Genomic DNA, 18,592 nt, shown 5'->3' on the forward strand with positions numbered 1-18,592 from the left:
AAAGAGCAGTATTAGTCTTGACTATCAGCGGACTCCGGTCGTTCTTTGGCTTCACGTACTTTTAAGGTTCTTTGCTGAAACTCTGTATCATTAAGCGAGTTTACGGCATTGCTGGCATCGCTAGCGGCCATTTCGACAAAACCAAACCCACGACGTTTACCGGTTTGCTTGTCTTTCATGAGTCGAACTGAGTGAACAACCCCATGTTCAGAAAAAAGTGTTCTAACAGCGGCTTCATTTGCTCGATAAGGAAGGTTACCAACATAAAGGGTTTTTATATCCGCTGATTTTGTTTCACCACCTTGCATTGCATTTACCAGTACAGGAGAAAGAAAACCTGCAACGAGTAAACCTATAGCCAAAGATGACGCATCTAATCCAACAACAGGTGCACTAAAATAGCCCACTAGTGCAAAGCCTGAAGCAACCAGTAAAGAGGTTAAAATTAAAGGAGATTTCATTTTCACTACCCGATTTTTATTTTAATAAAGATAATCCAATCAAAACCTATGTTAACCCGATCTATAAAAACTGCAATCATAAATCGTTAAAATAGTGTTAAAACACTGTTTTTGAGTCATTATTTGCCATTAGGATCAACTTTTTCCTCAATTTTGGCAAAGAAAACGCATTCTTATATTCGCTGATGTAGCCGTATCATGTCGCCAACACAATAAATTTTTGAGCTAAAAACGACAAATTACACTCGTATTGTTTAAAAAATAAGCGAACGATTCGTTTTTATAAAAAAGTAAGGAAAAAGGCTTGACCAAAGACTAAAAATCTCTAGAATGCGCATCCACTTCCACGGGGTTAGGCAACAAGGTTGACAAGCCAAGTGTGAAGGGAGTTTTAAGCAAATCCTGCTTTAAAAACTTTTTCAAAAAAGATTTTAAAAACGGTTGACATTAAACTTCAGATGCGTAGAATGCGCATCCGCTTTCAACGAAAAGCAACGGCAAAAACGAATGCGATTTTTGCTCTTTAGATGAGTCTTCATCTAAGTTCTTTAACAATTAGTTATCATGCAATTTGTGTGGGCACTCACATTAAGATTGATTTACAAAGCTACTAAGTATTTATACTGGTAGCACATTAACTTAATGATGATGACACACAAAATATATACATATGTTTTATGTAAAGTTTGTTTTTACTTTTAAAGTGAAAACAACCAGCAAATTCATTGAGTCGATTCTTCGGAATCAAAAAACAACTTTTTAATTGAAGAGTTTGATCATGGCTCAGATTGAACGCTGGCGGCAGGCTTAACACATGCAAGTCGAGCGGTAACATTTCTAGCTTGCTAGAAGATGACGAGCGGCGGACGGGTGAGTAATGCTTGGGAATATGCCTTGAGGTGGGGGACAACAGTTGGAAACGACTGCTAATACCGCATAATGTCTACGGACCAAAGGAGGGGATCTTCGGACCTTTCGCCTTTAGATTAGCCCAAGTGAGATTAGCTAGATGGTGGGGTAAAGGCCTACCATGGCGACGATCTCTAGCTGGTTTGAGAGGATGATCAGCCACACTGGGACTGAGACACGGCCCAGACTCCTACGGGAGGCAGCAGTGGGGAATATTGCACAATGGGGGAAACCCTGATGCAGCCATGCCGCGTGTGTGAAGAAGGCCTTCGGGTTGTAAAGCACTTTCAGCGAGGAGGAAAGGTTAGTAGCTAATATCTGCTAGCTGTGACGTTACTCGCAGAAGAAGCACCGGCTAACTCCGTGCCAGCAGCCGCGGTAATACGGAGGGTGCGAGCGTTAATCGGAATTACTGGGCGTAAAGCGTGCGTAGGCGGATTGTTAAGCGAGATGTGAAAGCCCAGGGCTCAACCTTGGAACTGCATTTCGAACTGGCTGTCTAGAGTATTGTAGAGGGTGGTGGAATTTCCAGTGTAGCGGTGAAATGCGTAGAGATTGGAAGGAACATCAGTGGCGAAGGCGGCCACCTGGACAAATACTGACGCTGAGGCACGAAAGCGTGGGGAGCAAACAGGATTAGATACCCTGGTAGTCCACGCCGTAAACGATGTCAACTAGCTGTTTGTGTCTTTAAGACGTGGGTAGCGCAGCTAACGCGATAAGTTGACCGCCTGGGGAGTACGGCCGCAAGGTTAAAACTCAAATGAATTGACGGGGGCCCGCACAAGCGGTGGAGCATGTGGTTTAATTCGATGCAACGCGAAGAACCTTACCATCCCTTGACATCCAGAGAAGTCGCTAGAGATAGCTTCGTGCCTTCGGGAGCTCTGAGACAGGTGCTGCATGGCTGTCGTCAGCTCGTGTTGTGAAATGTTGGGTTAAGTCCCGCAACGAGCGCAACCCTTATCCTTATTTGCCAGCACTTCGGGTGGGAACTTTAAGGAGACTGCCGGTGATAAACCGGAGGAAGGTGGGGACGACGTCAAGTCATCATGGCCCTTACGGGATGGGCTACACACGTGCTACAATGGCAGATACAAAGGGCAGCAAGACCGCGAGGTGGAGCGAATCCCATAAAGTCTGTCGTAGTCCGGATTGGAGTCTGCAACTCGACTCCATGAAGTCGGAATCGCTAGTAATCGTGGATCAGAATGCCGCGGTGAATACGTTCCCGGGCCTTGTACACACCGCCCGTCACACCATGGGAGTGGGTTGCAAAAGAAGTAGCTAGTTTAACCTTCGGGAGGACGGTTACCACTTTGTGATTCATGACTGGGGTGAAGTCGTAACAAGGTAACCCTAGGGGAACCTGGGGTTGGATCACCTCCTTACCTTAAGTAGACAACTTAATGAGTACGAAAGTACTGCGAGTGTTCACACAAATTGCACTGATAACGAAAGATAAAGAAATAAGTCGAAAGACAGATGTAGTAGGTCTGTAGCTCAGCTGGTTAGAGCGCACCCCTGATAAGGGTGAGGTCGGTAGTTCAAGTCTACTCAGACCTACCAATTTTTGCTTTTTCGGTGTTATTTTACAACTCGTTTAGTCCACTAAACGTCGTTATAAAATGCCTAGAAAAATAGCAAAAATACTTTGTATCTGTTTGTCGAAATCCCAATGTCCATTGGAATCCGATGGGGCTATAGCTCAGCTGGGAGAGCGCCTGCCTTGCACGCAGGAGGTCAGCAGTTCGATCCTGCTTAGCTCCACCATTTTATTTCTTACAGGACGAAAAGCCAAATTTAAGGCATCAAGATGATGATTTAAATTTGGTTTTTTACCAACTTTATGCCGAATGTGCGCATAAATGTACTCTTTAACAATTTGGAAAGCTGATATTAAACCCGGTGTTTGTATCGATAACAACGTGTCGCACGATGTTATCAAATGATATAAGCACCAAAACGAAAACACATTTCTAGTGTTTTCAAAATTGATAATCTATTGATTATCTCTTACTCAAGGGTCGAATTTAGTACATCCGTGTGCAATTCGACATTCAAACATCCATGTTTGAAACATTCTTATTGAATGCGTGAAAATGTCAGGCGATACAATTAGTTCGGTTTAGTCACCGAACAGTCCAAGCAAATACGGTCAGTTAATTGGCTGTATTGCGACGGAATTAGGCGATTCTACAAAGCCGTCAATGTTTTCTCGAAATGCGCATAACGTGTTATGTAATCGAGAGAAATCAGAAGACAATGCCGTAGAAACGACTAATAACGAGCAAGACCGTTTGGGGTTGTATGGTTAAGTGACTAAGCGTATGTGGTGGATGCCTTGGCAGTTAGAGGCGATGAAGGACGTGTTAATCTGCGAAAAGCTGAGTTAAGCCGATAAAAGGCGTTATAGGCTCAGATGTCCGAATGGGGAAACCCACTTGTCGTAAGGCAGGTATCATTAAGTGAATACATAGCTTAATGAGGCGAACCGGGAGAACTGAAACATCTAAGTACCCCGAGGAAAAGAAATCAACCGAGATTTCCTTAGTAGCGGCGAGCGAACGGGAATTAGCCCTTAAGCGGTTTGTAAATTAGTGGAATGCTCTGGAAAGAGCAGCGATACAGGGTGATAGCCCCGTACACGAAAATAAACTTACCGTGAAATCGAGTAGGTCGGGACACGAGAAATCTTGACTGAATATGGGGGGACCATCCTCCAAGGCTAAATACTCCTAACTGACCGATAGTGAACCAGTACCGTGAGGGAAAGGCGAAAAGAACCCCTGTGAGGGGAGTGAAATAGAACCTGAAACCGCATACGTACAAGCAGTGGAAGCCTACTTGTTAGGTGACTGCGTACCTTTTGTATAATGGGTCAGCGACTTATGTTCTGTAGCAAGGTTAACCGAATAGGGGAGCCGTAGCGAAAGCGAGTGTTAACTGCGCGTTTAGTTGCAGGGCATAGACCCGAAACCCGGCGATCTACCCATGGGCAGGTTGAAGGTTGAGTAACATCAACTGGAGGACCGAACACACGTATGTTGAAAAATGCGGTGATGACCTGTGGGTCGGAGTGAAAGGCTAATCAAGCCGGGAGATAGCTGGTTCTCCCCGAAATCTATTTAGGTAGAGCCTCGGACGAATACCATTGGGGGTAGAGCACTGTTAAGGCTAGGGGGTCATCCCGACTTACCAACCCTTTGCAAACTCCGAATACCAATGAGTACTATCCGGGAGACACACTGCGGGTGCTAACGTCCGTTGTGGAAAGGGAAACAACCCAGACCGCCAGCTAAGGTCCCAAAGTCATAGTTAAGTGGGAAACGATGTGGAAAGGCATAGACAGCTAGGAGGTTGGCTTAGAAGCAGCCACCCTTTAAAGAAAGCGTAATAGCTCACTAGTCGAGTCGGTCTGCGCGGAAGATGTAACGGGGCTAAACTATGCACCGAAGCTGCGGATTTGAACTTAGGTTCAAGTGGTAGGGGAGCGTTCTGTAAGCCGTTGAAGGTGTGTTGTAAAGCATGCTGGAGGTATCAGAAGTGCGAATGCTGACATGAGTAACGATAAGGGGAGTGAAAAACTCCCCCGCCGAAAGACCAAGGTTTCCTGTCCCATGTTAATCAGGGCAGGGTAAGTCGGCCCCTAAGGCGAGGCGGAAACGCGTAGTCGATGGGAAACAGATTAATATTTCTGTACTTCTTATAATTGCGAAGGAGGGACGGAGCAGGCTAGGCAAGCATGGCGTTGGTTGTCCATGTGAAAGTATGTAGGCTGAAGAATTAGGTAAATCCGGTTCTTCTTAAGGCTGAGATACGAGACGAGACTCTACGGAGTTGAAGTTGTTGATGCCCTACTTCCAGGAAAAGCTTCTAAGCATCAGATTATAAGGAACCGTACCCCAAACCGACACAGGTGGTTAGGTAGAGAATACTAAGGCGCTTGAGAGAACTCGGGTGAAGGAACTAGGCAAAATAGTACCGTAACTTCGGGAGAAGGTACGCTGACTTTGGTGATGGGACTTGCTCCTTAAGCTGAGGTCAGTCGAAGTAACCAGGTGGCTGGAACTGTTTATTAAAAACACAGCACTGTGCAAAATCGAAAGATGACGTATACGGTGTGACGCCTGCCCGGTGCCGGAAGGTTAATTGATTGGGTTAGCGCAAGCGAAGCTCATGATCGAAGCCCCGGTAAACGGCGGCCGTAACTATAACGGTCCTAAGGTAGCGAAATTCCTTGTCGGGTAAGTTCCGACCTGCACGAATGGCGTAATCATGGCCACACTGTCTCCACCCGAGACTCAGTGAAATTGAATTTGCGGTTAAGATGCCGTATACCCGCGGCTAGACGGAAAGACCCCGTGAACCTTTACTATAGCTTGACAGTGAACATTGCTCCTACATGTGTAGGATAGGTGGGAGGCTTTGAAGCAACGTCGCCAGATGTTGTGGAGCCAATCTTGAAATACCACCCTTGTATGCGTGATGTTCTAACCTAGGTCTCTTATCGAGATTGGGGACACTGTCTGGTGGGTAGTTTGACTGGGGCGGTCTCCTCCCAAAGAGTAACGGAGGAGCACGAAGGTTGGCTAAGTACGGTCGGACATCGTACGGTTAGTGCAATGGCATAAGCCAGCTTAACTGCGAGACAGACACGTCGAGCAGGTACGAAAGTAGGTCATAGTGATCCGGTGGTTCTGTATGGAAGGGCCATCGCTCAACGGATAAAAGGTACTCCGGGGATAACAGGCTGATACCGCCCAAGAGTTCATATCGACGGCGGTGTTTGGCACCTCGATGTCGGCTCATCACATCCTGGGGCTGAAGTCGGTCCCAAGGGTATGGCTGTTCGCCATTTAAAGTGGTACGCGAGCTGGGTTTAGAACGTCGTGAGACAGTTCGGTCCCTATCTGCCGTGGGCGTTTGAGAATTGAAGAGGGCTGCTCCTAGTACGAGAGGACCGGAGTGGACGAACCGCTGGTGTTCGGGTTGTCATGCCAATGGCATTGCCCGGTAGCTATGTTCGGAACTGATAACCGCTGAAAGCATCTAAGCGGGAAGCAGGCTTTAAGATGAGTTCTCACTGGGACTTTAAGTCCCCTAAAGGGTCGTCGGAGACTACGACGTTGATAGGTCAGGTGTGTAAGGGTTGCGAGGCCTTGAGCTAACTGATACTAATTGCCCGTGAGGCTTAACCATACAACACCCAAGAGGTTTTGTAGGTTTGACATGAAAAATCGTCGATATAATGCGTTCATCCATGAAGAATATCGACATTTGTACATCCATGTACTTCACGCATTAAGTAAGAATTGAGTAGCGTTTAATATTAGATTTCAAATTGTTTAACAAGTTTTGTCTAGCGACAATAGCGTTGTGGAACCACCTGATCCCATGCCGAACTCAGAAGTGAAACGCAACAGCGCCGATGGTAGTGTGGGAGTTCCCATGTGAGAGTAGGTCATCGCTAGGCTCCTATTCTAAAAGCCCGCTTATTTAAGCGGGCTTTTCTCGTTTTTGGGTTTTGAAAATTTAAACCACCTTGAACCTCAACGAGGTCCCATCCTAAAGCATGATGGGATGACGGTGGGTGTTAAAACACTCTCCTTGCAACCTTTTATCCTTAAAGCCTTATAGCTTTACAGCTTTACAGGACTACAGCGTTAAAGCCTAAAGATCTGTAATGCTTATTTCTGTTTTTGGCTGGTACAGTGATCTGGCTAACGCTTCAGGATTGTCAGCATAGGTTTGAGCAAATTCATAAAGGCTTAGACCATTACAACTAATGTTTTGGCTGACGTATTTACGACTAAAGCCAGAGCTTCTGATTTCATTAGACATAAGAGCTGAATTACCCTGCAACGCGGCCATACATAAGTTTGTGGCAAGACTATTGTCGCCTGCGGTTAGTTTTGCTGAAGATGAATGCGCATTTGCAACGAACGGCACAGATAGGGCTAAACCGATTAACATTAACTTTTTCATAATTATTACCTTTTATAAATAATGTGTTCAGTTATTAGGATGGTGTAATTTTAAAAAAAGATGTTTCTACAATTTGTGTAAATGTAATGATTTATTTTTCTGACATACAATCAACACAACTTGGGTTTGTTCGTCCTCGTTTAAGCCTTATAAATCCTGTATTGTAGTGTTATTGAACAAATAAATTCATACACACTTTGTTACGTGTTAAAAAATAAAAAGCCAAATAAATTAACACCTTTATTTGATTTTTTGAGTATTCCTACCCGTTGACTGTCATTATGTAATTTAGTCGTGAGAATTTTATTATCGAGTTTGACAATCCAGTCAAAAAGTTGACTGGATTATGGTGGGTAAAATTTTATCTGAGTTATTGCGGATTAAAATCTTTAAAGTAGCTTAAGCATTTTTCTACTTCATTTTTTGACCCTAAAATCATTTCAACTCGTTGATGAATGTCGGTTGGGGTCATCTCCATAATACGCCCTTCACTGGTCATGCTTAATCCGCCCGCTTGTTCAATAATAAAGCTCATTGGGTTAGCTTCATAGCCTAATCGCAAACGCCCGACGCCTGGTTTTTTAGTATCTAGTGGGTAAGTAAATATACCTGAACGATTTAATACCCGATGCACTTCAGCGACTAAGGCAGCGATCCAGCGCATATTAAAATCGCGCTCCCGAGGTCCGTCTACACCTAGTACTAAATCGTCAATGTAATGACGCATAGGCTCTAGCCAATAACGACGGTTTGACATATTGATCGCAAACTCGCTGGTGTCGACAGCAAGTTCAACATTTTTATGGGTTAACATATAACTGCCATGCGATCTATCGAGGGTGTAAAAGTGAGTACCTTTACCGGTTGTCATCACTAATGTGGTGCTTGGACCATAAAGGACATAGCCAGCGCAGAGTTGATTAATACCTGGTTGTAAGAACATACTGGCATCATCTGCTTTGTTATCTTTGGGTGCCGGTAAAATAGAGAAGATGGTGCCAACCAATGAATTAATTTCAATGTTAGAGCTACCATCTAAAGGATCGAATGAAACTAAGTATTTACCGTTTTCGTTACCTGCAACAATCTCGTCTTCTTCTTCCGATGAAATGGCTTTCACATCTTCGGATTCCAAAATGATGTCTTTAAGTAATTGATTGGCAACAACATCGAGTTTTTGCTGGATTTCGCCTTGAATATTTTCATCAAGGGTGGTGCCATGATAACCACTTAAAAAGCCTTGCCCAACCCGAAAAGATAATTCTTTGGTGGCAACTAAAATGGTATTGATTAAATTTATCAGATCGGAAGGAGCGTTATCGTCCTTTAAAGATTGTACAAGTCTCTTCATTGCTTTGGCATTTTTTAAGGATAGAAAGTGACTTAATTGTACCGTAGTTACCTTATTTTATCTGCTCTTTGGCGCAATCTATTGGTTTGCATCAAAATTTGAAATGACGACCTTGCAAAGGTTAACCATCCCCCAGTCTCTTTTTTGCATTGCAACAAGTCTTTTTGACTATCAATGACGTTATTCCATAGCTTTTGCTTTGAATTAAAGCTAATCAACGGTCTCAATGTTCGGTATATTAATAAACGTCGGTTTTGCCAAGAGTGTTTCGTCAACGCTTATGGTGAAACAGTCATACATTTGCTACTGTGTCAGAGTCTAGTACTATCAAAAATAATAAAACATACAGGGATATTCATGAAATTAAGCAAAATACTGATGTATTTATTCAGTATCTTTTTTAGCAGTGTTTTAACCGTTCAGGCTCAAACTAATTTTGTTGATAATAAAACTTACCATGCCGGCTTTATGCCGTTCTATGTTGATCGAAATAGTGGTCAGGTGTTCTTAGAAATCGAAATGTTCAATCAACCATTTTTATTTCAAAGTAGTCTACCACACGGGATCGGCTCGAATGATATTGGGCTCGATCGAGGCCAGTTAGGTGATACTCGCTTGGTACAGTTTGAACGTGTTGGCAGTAAAGTGTTTTTACGTCAGTTAAACACTTATTATCGAGCAGAAAGTACAAATTCACTGGAGCAAGATGCGGTAACAGAGGCCTTTGCAAGTTCAATTATTTGGGGTTTTTCGGTTATTGAACAAGATGCCAGTAATAATGTGATTATTGATTATACGCCGTTTTTGTTGTCAGATATTCATGGTCTTGCCGCCAAGTTAAAGGCCAGAGAGCAAGGTAGCTATAAAATTGATCCTAGTCGTAGCGGTTATTATCAAAAACGCAGTAAAGCTTTTCCCGATAATACCGAGCTCGAAGCAACGGTAACGTTCAAAGGCAATGACTCCGGCGCCTATTTACGCAGTGTTACCCCTGAACATACAGCCGTTACGGTTAATCTGCATCATTCATTAATTCGTTTACCGGATGACAACTACCAAACACGTCAATTTCATCCTTATTCGGGTATGTGGTCACTAGAGTATGCCGACTATGCCAGTGATATTGATAAGTCTTTATTAACGAGGCTTATCCCTCGTCATCGTTTGCAAAAGAAACAGCCTAAGGCGACGCTTAGCGAAGCGGTTGAGCCAATAGTTTACTATTTAGACCCTGGTGTTCCCGAACCGGTAAAATCAGCCTTAATTGACGGCGCTTTATGGTGGAACCAAGCGTTTGAAGCGATAGGCTATAAAGATGCATTTCAAGTCAAAATGCTACCTAAAGATGCCGATCCGATGGATGTGCGTTATAACGTGATCCAATGGGTGCATAGGGCAACCCGTGGCTGGTCGTATGGTTCTTCGGTTATTGATCCTCGCACCGGTGAAATATTAAAAGGTCATGTCACCTTAGGATCGTTACGGGTTAGGCAAGATTATTTGATTGCGCTGGGTTTAACATCACCATTTTCTGAGGCTAATCCCAATACTAACGCCCAAAAAGAAATGGCTCTGGCTCGGATCCGTCAGTTATCCGCGCACGAGGTCGGCCATACCTTAGGCATTGCACATAACTTTTCGGCCAGTGTGAACAATAGAGCTTCCGTGATGGACTACCCCCACCCCTATGTTGAGATTGACCAAGATGGCCATATCGATTTATCCAATGCGTACGATAGCGGCATTGGTGACTGGGATAAACACGTGATTCATTATGCCTATGGTGATTTTGAAAATGAGAATAGCGGTTTAGCTCAGGTGATTAAAGCTGCGAAAACACAAGGTTTGTTGTATACATCAGATCCAGATGCCAGACCAATAGCTGGGGCAGAGTCGAGAGGACACTTATGGGATAATGGCAATGATGCTGTTGCCGAGCTTAAGCGCATGATAAAAGTTCGACAAATCGCATTAAATCAGTTTGGGCTCAATAGTATTGCTAATGGCCAACCTTTCTCTGAACTGGAAAATACCTTAGTTCCTATTTATAACTTTCATCGCTTTCAGGTCGAAGCCGTTGTAAAGCAAGTGGCAGGTATCGAGTATACCTACGCGGTTAAAGGCGAAGATAGCAAAGCCCAAACGATTGTTGATGGTCAACGTCAGCAAGCTGCGATAGCGGCATTGCTTGAGACTTTACAAGCGAAATTTCTTACCTTACCTTTGCATATTGTGAAATTGATCCCACCCAAAGCGTATGGTTATTATCGCACCCGCGAGAGCTTTGCCAGTAATACCTCAATTACCTTTGATCCGGTGACGGCGGCTCAATCCAGTGCAAAAAATGTATTATCTATGTTGTTAAATCATCAACGTTTAGCTCGTTTACAACAACAACACTTAATCGGATCTAACGTTCCATCAATTGACGATTTGCTTGCAAGTGTATTGAATGCCACCATCAAAGCAGATCTGACATCAACCTCATTGCAAGGCTTAGAGGTTGCTGTACAGCAACGAGTGAACCAACAAGTGGTCGATTGTTTATTGGCTCTTTATCACTCAGAGCAGTTGGTTGCAGAGGTTAGAGTGGCCTTATATGGCCAATTAACGCAATTAGTTCAATGGTTAAGTGATGCCGCTTTAAGCAAAAATCAACCTAAACAATTAACCAAGCAACACCCCTTGTTTGTGCAACAAATAGCGTTTTCGTTGCAACAGGGTAAAATACATAACATTCAGGCTCCTGCACCTATGCCACCTGGCTCGCCAATTGGTAGCGAGTAAGGCCAAAGTTTAGCGCAGATAATTACAGTAGGATTTTCATGACAAAACACATACACATTCTCGGCATTTGTGGCACCTTTATGGGGGGCATCGCTGCGATAGCCAAAGAGTTGGGCTTTCGAGTTTCAGGCTGTGACGCCAATGTGTACCCCCCAATGAGTACGCAATTAGAACAATTAGGCATTGAGTTAATGCAAGGTTATAACGTCGAACATCTAAAGGACGAGCCCGATTTGGTGATTGTCGGAAATGCGATGTCGCGTGGTAACCCTATGGTGGAGTATGTTCTTGAACGCAATATTCATTACACCTCGGGACCCCAATGGTTGCTTGAAAATGTGTTAAAAGATAGGTGGGTTGTTGCGGTTTCTGGTACTCATGGTAAAACCACCACCAGTTCGATGATCACTTGGATATTAGAATATGCCAAGCTTAACCCAGGCTATTTAATTGGTGGTGTACCACAAAACTTTAACAGTTCGGCACGCTTGGGTGACTCCCCCTTTTTTGTTATTGAAGCCGATGAATACGATACCGCATTTTTTGATAAACGCTCTAAATTTGTGCATTATCGCCCTCGAACCTTGGTGATGAACAATCTGGAATTTGATCATGCCGATATTTTTGACAGCATTAAAGACATTCAAAGACAGTTTCATCACCTTATTCGGATGGTGCCTGGTAACGGTTTGATTCTAGCGCCACGTCCCGATCAAGCTTTACAACAGACGTTAACAATGGGCTGTTGGACTGATGTTGAGTTAACTCATTGTCATGATGGCTGGACTGCACAAAAACAACAAGCCGACGGTAGTGTATTTGACGTCTATTTTGGCGGTCAACTTCAAGGCGTGGTTAACTGGGATTTAATTGGTGACTTTAATATTGATAATGGCTTAATGGCCATCGCTGCAGCGCGTCATGCAGGGGTACCAAGTCATGTTGCTATTGAAGCGTTGGCTAAGTTTATTAATACCAAACGTCGACAAGAGCTACTTGGCGAAGTAAATGCAATTAAAGTGTATGACGATTTTGCCCACCACCCTACGGCGATTGCCAAAAACCTTGCGGGCTTTCGCGCTAAGGTAGGTAACCAACGCATCTTGGCGGTTTTAGAGCCAAGATCCAATACCATGAAGTCTGGCGTACATAAAGACAGCTTACCCGGTTCATTAAATGATGCCGATTTGGTGTTTTTATATCAAGATGATCAGGTAAAATGGGCGGTAAGCGATCTTATCAACCAATGCCAAGCACCGGCGTATTGTGAATCCGATATTGACGCTTTATTAGCGTTAGTCGCAAGTCATGCTAAGCCCAATGATCACATTGTTGTGATGAGTAATGGCGGCTTCGCTGGATTTCATACTAAGCTGTTGAATATACTGGCACAAAAATATCAGGAATAAATCTACTTTGACACATTTTAACGGCCAAATAACCTTGGCAATTACTGGAGCTTCCGGCTCTTTATACGCGCTTCGACTATTAGAATGCCTAGTAGCAGCAAATTATCAGGTCTATGTCCTTATCTCTGGCGCTGCTCGAGTTGTATTAGATACCGAAGTAGGGATCAAAATATCTGGTAACCCAGAAAAAGCAAGCCAATTTTTAAGTGAAAAGTTCCAAGCAAAAGATGAGCAAATAAAGGTTTTTGGCAAAGAGCAGTGGTTTTCACCAGTGGCATCTGGTTCTGCAGCACCGAAAAAAATGGTGGTTTGTCCTTGTTCAACCGGAACGCTGGCCGCCATCAGCCAAGGCATGAGTGATAACTTAATTGAACGCGCCGCCGATGTGGTGATTAAAGAACGTGGTCAGTTAATTTTGGTGCCAAGAGAAACCCCTTTTTCGACCATTCACTTGGCGAACATGCACAGCTTGTCTCAAATAGGGGTCACGATAATGCCTGCCGCTCCGGGTTTTTACCATAATCCTGAATCAATCAACGACTTAATTGATTTTATGGTGGGTCGAATGCTAGACCATCTTGGTATTGAGCAAACCATTATGCCAAGGTGGGGTTATACCTCTGCTTGATCTGTTCTGAGAAAAACGGCGTTTAAGCCGTTTTTTAGTTTTTACCCTTATCGCAATAATCTGTCTGTCTATCTAATAATATTCGTTATACCTAGTCACCTTCCTTTACTCTTTTAGCCGAATATGGTTTAGTGCAAAGCTGGAATTTTTAATAACAAAGGGTTCATATATGTCCTTAATAAGGTTAAATACCAAGCGTAGTTTGATTGCTGCGACTTTGGGTTTATTGCTAACAGGCACTGCTGCATTGGCAGAAGAAAATGCCACAGAAGATAAAAAACAATGGTCTGTTAACGAGCCAATGGGTGAGTTTTACGATGTCAATATTAAGGTGAATGAAGGCACCTGGATGAATGTAGATATCTCGCCAGATGGTAACACCATCGTATTTGACTTATTAGGCGATATCTACACTATGCCAATCACCGGTGGCAAGCCCAAAGCTTTGTTTAATGACATTGCTTGGCAAATGCAGCCAACCTTTTCTCCGGATGGAAAATACATTGCTTTTACCTCTGATCAAGGTGGTGGTGATAACATTTGGGTGATGGAAGCTGATGGCTCAAACCCAACTCAAGTCACCAAAGAAACGTTTCGATTGGTTAACTCTCCTGCATGGAGCCCAGATGGCGATTACATCGTTGCGCGTAAACACTTTACCGGCACGCGTTCTTTAGGGGCGGGTGAAGTTTGGATGTACCACAAAACCGGTGGCAATGGCATGATGCTAACCGAACGCCCAAATCAACAAAAAGATTTAGGCGAACCGGCATTCTCACCAGATGGTCGTTATGTGTATTTTTCACAAGATGCGACCCCTGGCAAAACCTTTCACTATTCAAAGGACAGTGAAAAAGGCATTTATAAAATCAAACGGTTAGATCGTGAAACCGGCGAAATTGATGTGATCATCTCTGGTCGCGGTGGCGCGATTCGCCCAACGCCTTCGCCAGACGGCAAAAAACTGGCGTACATAAGCCGAGTCGATTTTCAGTCAACCTTGTTTATTTATGACTTAGAAACCGGTAAGAAAACCGCTGTTTATGACAAACTTGACCGTGATATGCAAGAAACATGGGCGATTCATGGTGTATATCCAACCATGGCGTGGACCCCAGATAATGCACATTTAATCTTCTGGGCCGGTGGTAAAATTAATAAACTAAACTTAGCTGATAACAAGGCTCAAACGATTGAATTTAACATTGAAACCAGCAAGAAAATGCAGCCAGCACTGCGATTTGCTCAAAATATTGATGTCGATACGTTTGATGTAAAAATGCTGCGTGATGTTGAAATTGCACCTGATGGTAAGCGTGTGGTCTTTGAAGCCTTAGGCCATGTTTATACTCGCGATTTACCAAATGGTAAACCCAAGCGTTTAACCAAACAAAACGACCACTTTGAACTTAACCCAAGTTTTTCTCGCGATGGTAAGCGCATTGTGTATTCGACTTGGAATGACCAACAGCAAGGTAATTTACGCGTTGTTTCAGCGAAAACAGGTCAAGGTCAAAACTTGTTGTCAAAGCCAGGTAAATATATTGAGGCGACATTCTCACCCGATGGTGAAACCGTGGTTTATCGCAAAGTTCGAGGTGGCTATATTACCAGCCCTGAACATGGTTTAAACCCGGGTATTTATCAGGTTGCAAGTGAAGGTGGCGAACCTAAGCTTATTACCGAGAAAGGTTCACAACCGCAGTTTGCTCAGCGCAACGATCGCATTTATCTGCAAAATTGGACCGACATGCCAACGTTAACGCGTGTTGACTTAGACGGTAAAAATGAAAAAGACTTGTATAAAGGCAAATACGCTACCGAATTTCGTGTATCTCCAGATGGCAAGTACCTAGCGTTTGCTGAACGCTTTAAAGTATTTGTCACCCCGCTTGTTGAACGTGGTGCGGTCATTGATACCGGCCCTTCGGCAAAAAATATTCCGGTTCATCAACTCTCTGCTCGTGCTGGCGAAAACATCAGTTGGAATGCGCAAGCAAACGAGCTTTACTGGAGCTTAGGGCCAGATTTATATCAACAAAGCTTGAGCGGTATGTTTGATATTGGTTATGAAAAAGATGAACAAGCGAAACCTAAAATGACGCATTTAGGTTTTGAGCAAAAAGCCGATGCACCAAAAGGGATGATAGCTTTAGTGGGCGCGAAAGTGATCACGATGGAGGGTGATGACGTTATCGAAAATGGTGTGGTTTTAACCGATGGTAAGCACATTAAGGCCGTTGGTCAGCGAGATGAAATGAGCATACCAAGTGATGCTAAGGTGATTGATCTGACCGGTAAAACGCTTATGCCAGGCCTTATTGATGCACACGCTCATGGCGCCCAAGGCAGTAATGAAATTATTCCTCAGCAAAACTGGAAAAACTACGCCACCATGTCATTAGGCGTAACCACCATTCATGACCCGTCAAATGATACCACCGAAGTCTTTGCCGCCAGTGAGTTACAAAAAGCGGGCGATATTGTTGCTCCGCGTATTTTCTCTACTGGTACCATTTTATACGGTGCATCTGGTCCGGGTTACACGTCGCATGTTGATAATTTAGACGATGCAAAATTCCATTTAGAGCGTTTGAAAAAAGTGGGTGCTTTCACGGTTAAGTCGTATAACCAACCGCGACGTAATCAACGCCAGCAAATTATTCAAGCGGGCCGTGAATTAGACATGATGGTGGTTCCTGAAGGTGGCTCTTTATTACAACATAACTTAACCATGGTGGCCGATGGTCATACGTCTTTAGAACACTCTATTTCAACCGCGACCATTTACGATGATATTCGTCAGTTCTGGCAACAATCTGAAACCGCTTATGTACCAACCTTAGTTGTTGCTTATGGTGGTATATCAGGCGAACATTACTGGTATGATAAAACCGAGGTTTGGCAACACCCAAGATTAAGTAAATATGTCCCTTCGGATGTATTGGCACCGGCTTCGATGCGCCGTACAAAAGCCCCTGATCATCATTATAATCACGTCAGTGTCGCCAGTGTCGCGAAAGAAATGCAAGATTTAGGGGTTAAGGTCGCCATTGGTGCCCATGGTCAGCGAGAGGGATTAGCCGCTCATTGGGAAATGTGGATGATGGCGCAAGGTGGTATGACGCCATTACAAGCCATTCGCACCGCGACTATCGACCCGGCTAAGCATTTAGGTTTAGATGCGCACATCGGTTCAATCAAAGCCGGCAAGTTAGCCGACTTGATTGTCGTTGATGCTGATGTGTTAAGCGATATTCGTCAATCGGACAAAGTGTCGCATGTGATGTTAAATGGTCGTTTGTTCGATGCCGATTCGATGAATGAGATTGGTCATTACGACAATAAACGTAAACCATTTTACTTTGAACAATAAACCGACAAAGTAAGCGAATATCAAGCAAAGCCTTAATTTAATTAAGGCTTTTTTTTTATCTGAAAAAGGGCATTAAAAAGTGACAAAAATGATCAACATAAACGCTTTTTTAAATGATTTTTCGGTGCTACACTGAGCAACTCATCCGAACAATTTAAACAACGGCTTTGGATAAGGCATCCATCGCAATGAGCGCGGTGTAACAGATAAACGTAGCTTGTACCTAATACCTCAACGGCGAGCTATTTAACGTAATATAACAGGTAAAACACAGGATTTTTTATGGCCAGTCGTGGTGTAAATAAAGTAATTATTGTGGGTAACTTAGGGCAAGATCCTGAAACCCGATTTTTCCCAAATGGCGGTGCGGTATGTAACATTACGGTGGCAACGTCTGAAAGCTGGAAAGACAAACAAACTGGTGAGCCAAAAGAGCTAACCGAATGGCATCGTATTGTTTTTAATGGTCGTTTAGCTGAAATTGCTGGCGAGTATTTGAAAAAAGGTTCTAAAGTCTACATTGAAGGCAGTTTACGTACGCGTAAATGGCAGAACCAACAAGGACAAGATCAGTACACAACTGAAATTCGTGCAAACGAAATGCAAATGTTGGATGCTCGTGGCCAAGGCGCAGGAATGGGCCAAGGCGGCGGTATGAACCAAAATGCAGGCTTTCAAAACCAAAACCAAAATACAAACAACTACAGCAAGCCAGCTACACCAGCAATGCAACAAGGTGGTTATTCGCAAAACCAAAGTGCGCCAGCGCCACAAGCGAACAGCGGTTATCAGTCAGCACCAAATCAATCGTCACAACAATCAGGTGGTTACCAATCAGGTTACCAGCAGCAACAACCTGCTCAATCTGCACCTAAGGTAAATCCACAAGAACCTGTGATGGACTTTGACGACGATATTCCGTTCTAGACACCAATATTTTAATCAATGTCAAAGCCCAGAGTATCTGGGCTTTTTTATGCCTTATACCAATTTTGACAGCAACGTTTTGGCTGCTAATTCAGAGCTTGCTGGGTTTTGCCCCGAAATTATGTGGCCATCAGTGATCACAAACTCAGACCAATCATCGCCTTTTTGATAATGCGCATGACGAGCGGTTAATTCGTCTTCAAGTAAAAATGGCACCACATCGGTAAGTTCAACCGCAGCTTCTTCGCTGTTGGAAAATCCGGTTACCTTCTTGTTCTCTACTAAGCTATTACCGTGACTATCTTTCGCATTTAACAGTACTGCGGTTGCATGACAAACAACGCCAATCGGCTTTTTATTGCAATGGAATGCTTCAATTAACTTTAGGGACGCTTGATTATCGACTAAGTCCCAAAGCGGACCATGACCGCCAGGGTAAAATATCGCATCAAAGTTTGAAGCCGATAGATCCGCTAAAGGCAGAGTATTGGTGAGCTTATCTTGTACCACAGGATCTTGATTAAAACGCTTGGTTGCCGGTGTTTGAAAATCGTCTAATTCACTTTTTGGATCAATAGGTGGTTGGCCACCGAGTGGTGAAGCTAAGGTAATGTCGAGATTAGCATCCAAAAACTGATAATAAGGGGCCGCGAACTCTTCCACCCAAAACCCTGTTTTTTCGCCAGTATTGCCTAATTGATCATGTGAGGTTAGTACCATTAATATTTTTTTCATTAGAAGTCCTTTAGGAATTAA

At 43.6% G+C, this 18,592-nt stretch carries 9 protein-coding genes, 2 tRNA genes and 3 rRNA genes; 10 read left to right on the forward strand and 4 right to left on the reverse strand.

Annotated features, from left to right (window positions below; all coding sequences use genetic code 11):
* Positions 1-11 precede the first annotated feature (11 nt).
* Positions 12-461: an RNA recognition motif domain-containing protein gene (locus tag ACAY00_RS01090; RefSeq protein WP_371376061.1), complete on the reverse strand. Its 450-nt coding sequence runs from the start codon at positions 459-461 to the stop codon at positions 12-14.
* Positions 462-1,221: 760 nt separating this feature from the next.
* Between ACAY00_RS01090 and ACAY00_RS01095 the strand changes: the two genes are divergently transcribed.
* The 5 genes from ACAY00_RS01095 (at position 1,222) to rrf (ending at position 6,846) form a co-directional block, all read left to right on the forward strand.
* Positions 1,222-2,761: ribosomal RNA gene (locus ACAY00_RS01095) — 16S ribosomal RNA — on the forward strand.
* A 101-nt stretch (positions 2,762-2,862) separates the two neighbouring features.
* Positions 2,863-2,939 (forward strand) — tRNA-Ile (locus ACAY00_RS01100).
* A 128-nt stretch (positions 2,940-3,067) separates the two neighbouring features.
* Positions 3,068-3,143 (forward strand) — tRNA-Ala (locus ACAY00_RS01105).
* Positions 3,144-3,682: 539 nt separating this feature from the next.
* Positions 3,683-6,572: ribosomal RNA gene (locus tag ACAY00_RS01110) — 23S ribosomal RNA — on the forward strand.
* Positions 6,573-6,731: 159 nt separating this feature from the next.
* Positions 6,732-6,846, forward strand: a 5S ribosomal RNA gene (gene rrf, locus ACAY00_RS01115).
* The 16S, 23S and 5S rRNA genes sit together here with 2 tRNA genes alongside, the layout of an rRNA operon.
* 197 nt (positions 6,847-7,043) lie before the next feature.
* On the opposite strand, the gene ACAY00_RS01120 is transcribed toward rrf, so the two are convergent.
* Complete coding sequence (locus tag ACAY00_RS01120; RefSeq protein ID WP_371376064.1) at positions 7,044-7,358, reverse strand: DUF3718 domain-containing protein; 315 nt, start codon at positions 7,356-7,358, stop codon at positions 7,044-7,046.
* Positions 7,359-7,728: 370 nt separating this feature from the next.
* A complete protein-coding gene (locus ACAY00_RS01125; protein ID WP_371376067.1) occupies positions 7,729-8,709 on the reverse strand; it encodes a class 1 fructose-bisphosphatase in 981 nt (326 codons plus the stop codon).
* A 357-nt stretch (positions 8,710-9,066) separates the two neighbouring features.
* On the opposite strand from ACAY00_RS01125, the gene ACAY00_RS01130 reads away from it, so the two are divergent.
* The 5 genes from ACAY00_RS01130 (at position 9,067) to ssb (ending at position 17,836) form a co-directional block, all read left to right on the forward strand.
* Positions 9,067-11,496 (forward strand): zinc-dependent metalloprotease, encoded by a 2,430-nt coding sequence (locus ACAY00_RS01130; protein ID WP_371376069.1) that lies wholly within the window; start codon positions 9,067-9,069, stop codon positions 11,494-11,496.
* Positions 11,497-11,534: 38 nt separating this feature from the next.
* A complete protein-coding gene (gene mpl / locus ACAY00_RS01135; RefSeq protein WP_371376072.1) occupies positions 11,535-12,905 on the forward strand; it encodes a UDP-N-acetylmuramate:L-alanyl-gamma-D-glutamyl-meso-diaminopimelate ligase in 1,371 nt (456 codons plus the stop codon).
* A 7-nt stretch (positions 12,906-12,912) separates the two neighbouring features.
* A complete protein-coding gene (locus ACAY00_RS01140; protein WP_371376075.1) occupies positions 12,913-13,533 on the forward strand; it encodes a flavin prenyltransferase UbiX in 621 nt (206 codons plus the stop codon).
* A gap of 169 nt (positions 13,534-13,702) precedes the next feature.
* Positions 13,703-16,909, forward strand: a complete 3,207-nt coding sequence (locus ACAY00_RS01145) for an amidohydrolase family protein (RefSeq protein ID WP_371376077.1) — start codon at positions 13,703-13,705, stop codon at positions 16,907-16,909.
* Between the two features lie 282 nt (positions 16,910-17,191).
* Positions 17,192-17,836, forward strand: coding sequence for a single-stranded DNA-binding protein (ssb, locus tag ACAY00_RS01150; protein WP_371376080.1), 645 nt, complete (start codon positions 17,192-17,194; stop codon positions 17,834-17,836).
* A 54-nt stretch (positions 17,837-17,890) separates the two neighbouring features.
* Here ssb and ACAY00_RS01155 read toward each other — a convergent pair whose 3' ends face one another.
* A complete protein-coding gene (locus tag ACAY00_RS01155; protein ID WP_371376083.1) occupies positions 17,891-18,571 on the reverse strand; it encodes a type 1 glutamine amidotransferase domain-containing protein in 681 nt (226 codons plus the stop codon).
* Between the last annotated feature and the right edge of the window lie 21 nt (positions 18,572-18,592).

Origin of the sequence: Thalassotalea sp. 273M-4, from assembly GCF_041410465.1 — a bacterium.
Classification (GTDB): Bacteria; Pseudomonadota; Gammaproteobacteria; order Enterobacterales; family Alteromonadaceae; genus Thalassotalea_A; species Thalassotalea_A aquiviva.

Coding starts and splice junctions, on each gene's coding strand:
- ACAY00_RS01090 (WP_371376061.1), bottom strand. CDS start 461: ATGAAATCTCCTTTAATTTTAACCTCTTTACTGGTTGCTTCAGGCTTT.
- ACAY00_RS01120 (WP_371376064.1), bottom strand. CDS start 7,358: ATGAAAAAGTTAATGTTAATCGGTTTAGCCCTATCTGTGCCGTTCGTT.
- ACAY00_RS01125 (WP_371376067.1), bottom strand. CDS start 8,709: ATGAAGAGACTTGTACAATCTTTAAAGGACGATAACGCTCCTTCCGAT.
- ACAY00_RS01130 (WP_371376069.1), top strand. CDS start 9,067: ATGAAATTAAGCAAAATACTGATGTATTTATTCAGTATCTTTTTTAGC.
- mpl (WP_371376072.1), top strand. CDS start 11,535: ATGACAAAACACATACACATTCTCGGCATTTGTGGCACCTTTATGGGG.
- ACAY00_RS01145 (WP_371376077.1), top strand. CDS start 13,703: ATGTCCTTAATAAGGTTAAATACCAAGCGTAGTTTGATTGCTGCGACT.
- ssb (WP_371376080.1), top strand. CDS start 17,192: ATGGCCAGTCGTGGTGTAAATAAAGTAATTATTGTGGGTAACTTAGGG.
- ACAY00_RS01155 (WP_371376083.1), bottom strand. CDS start 18,571: ATGAAAAAAATATTAATGGTACTAACCTCACATGATCAATTAGGCAAT.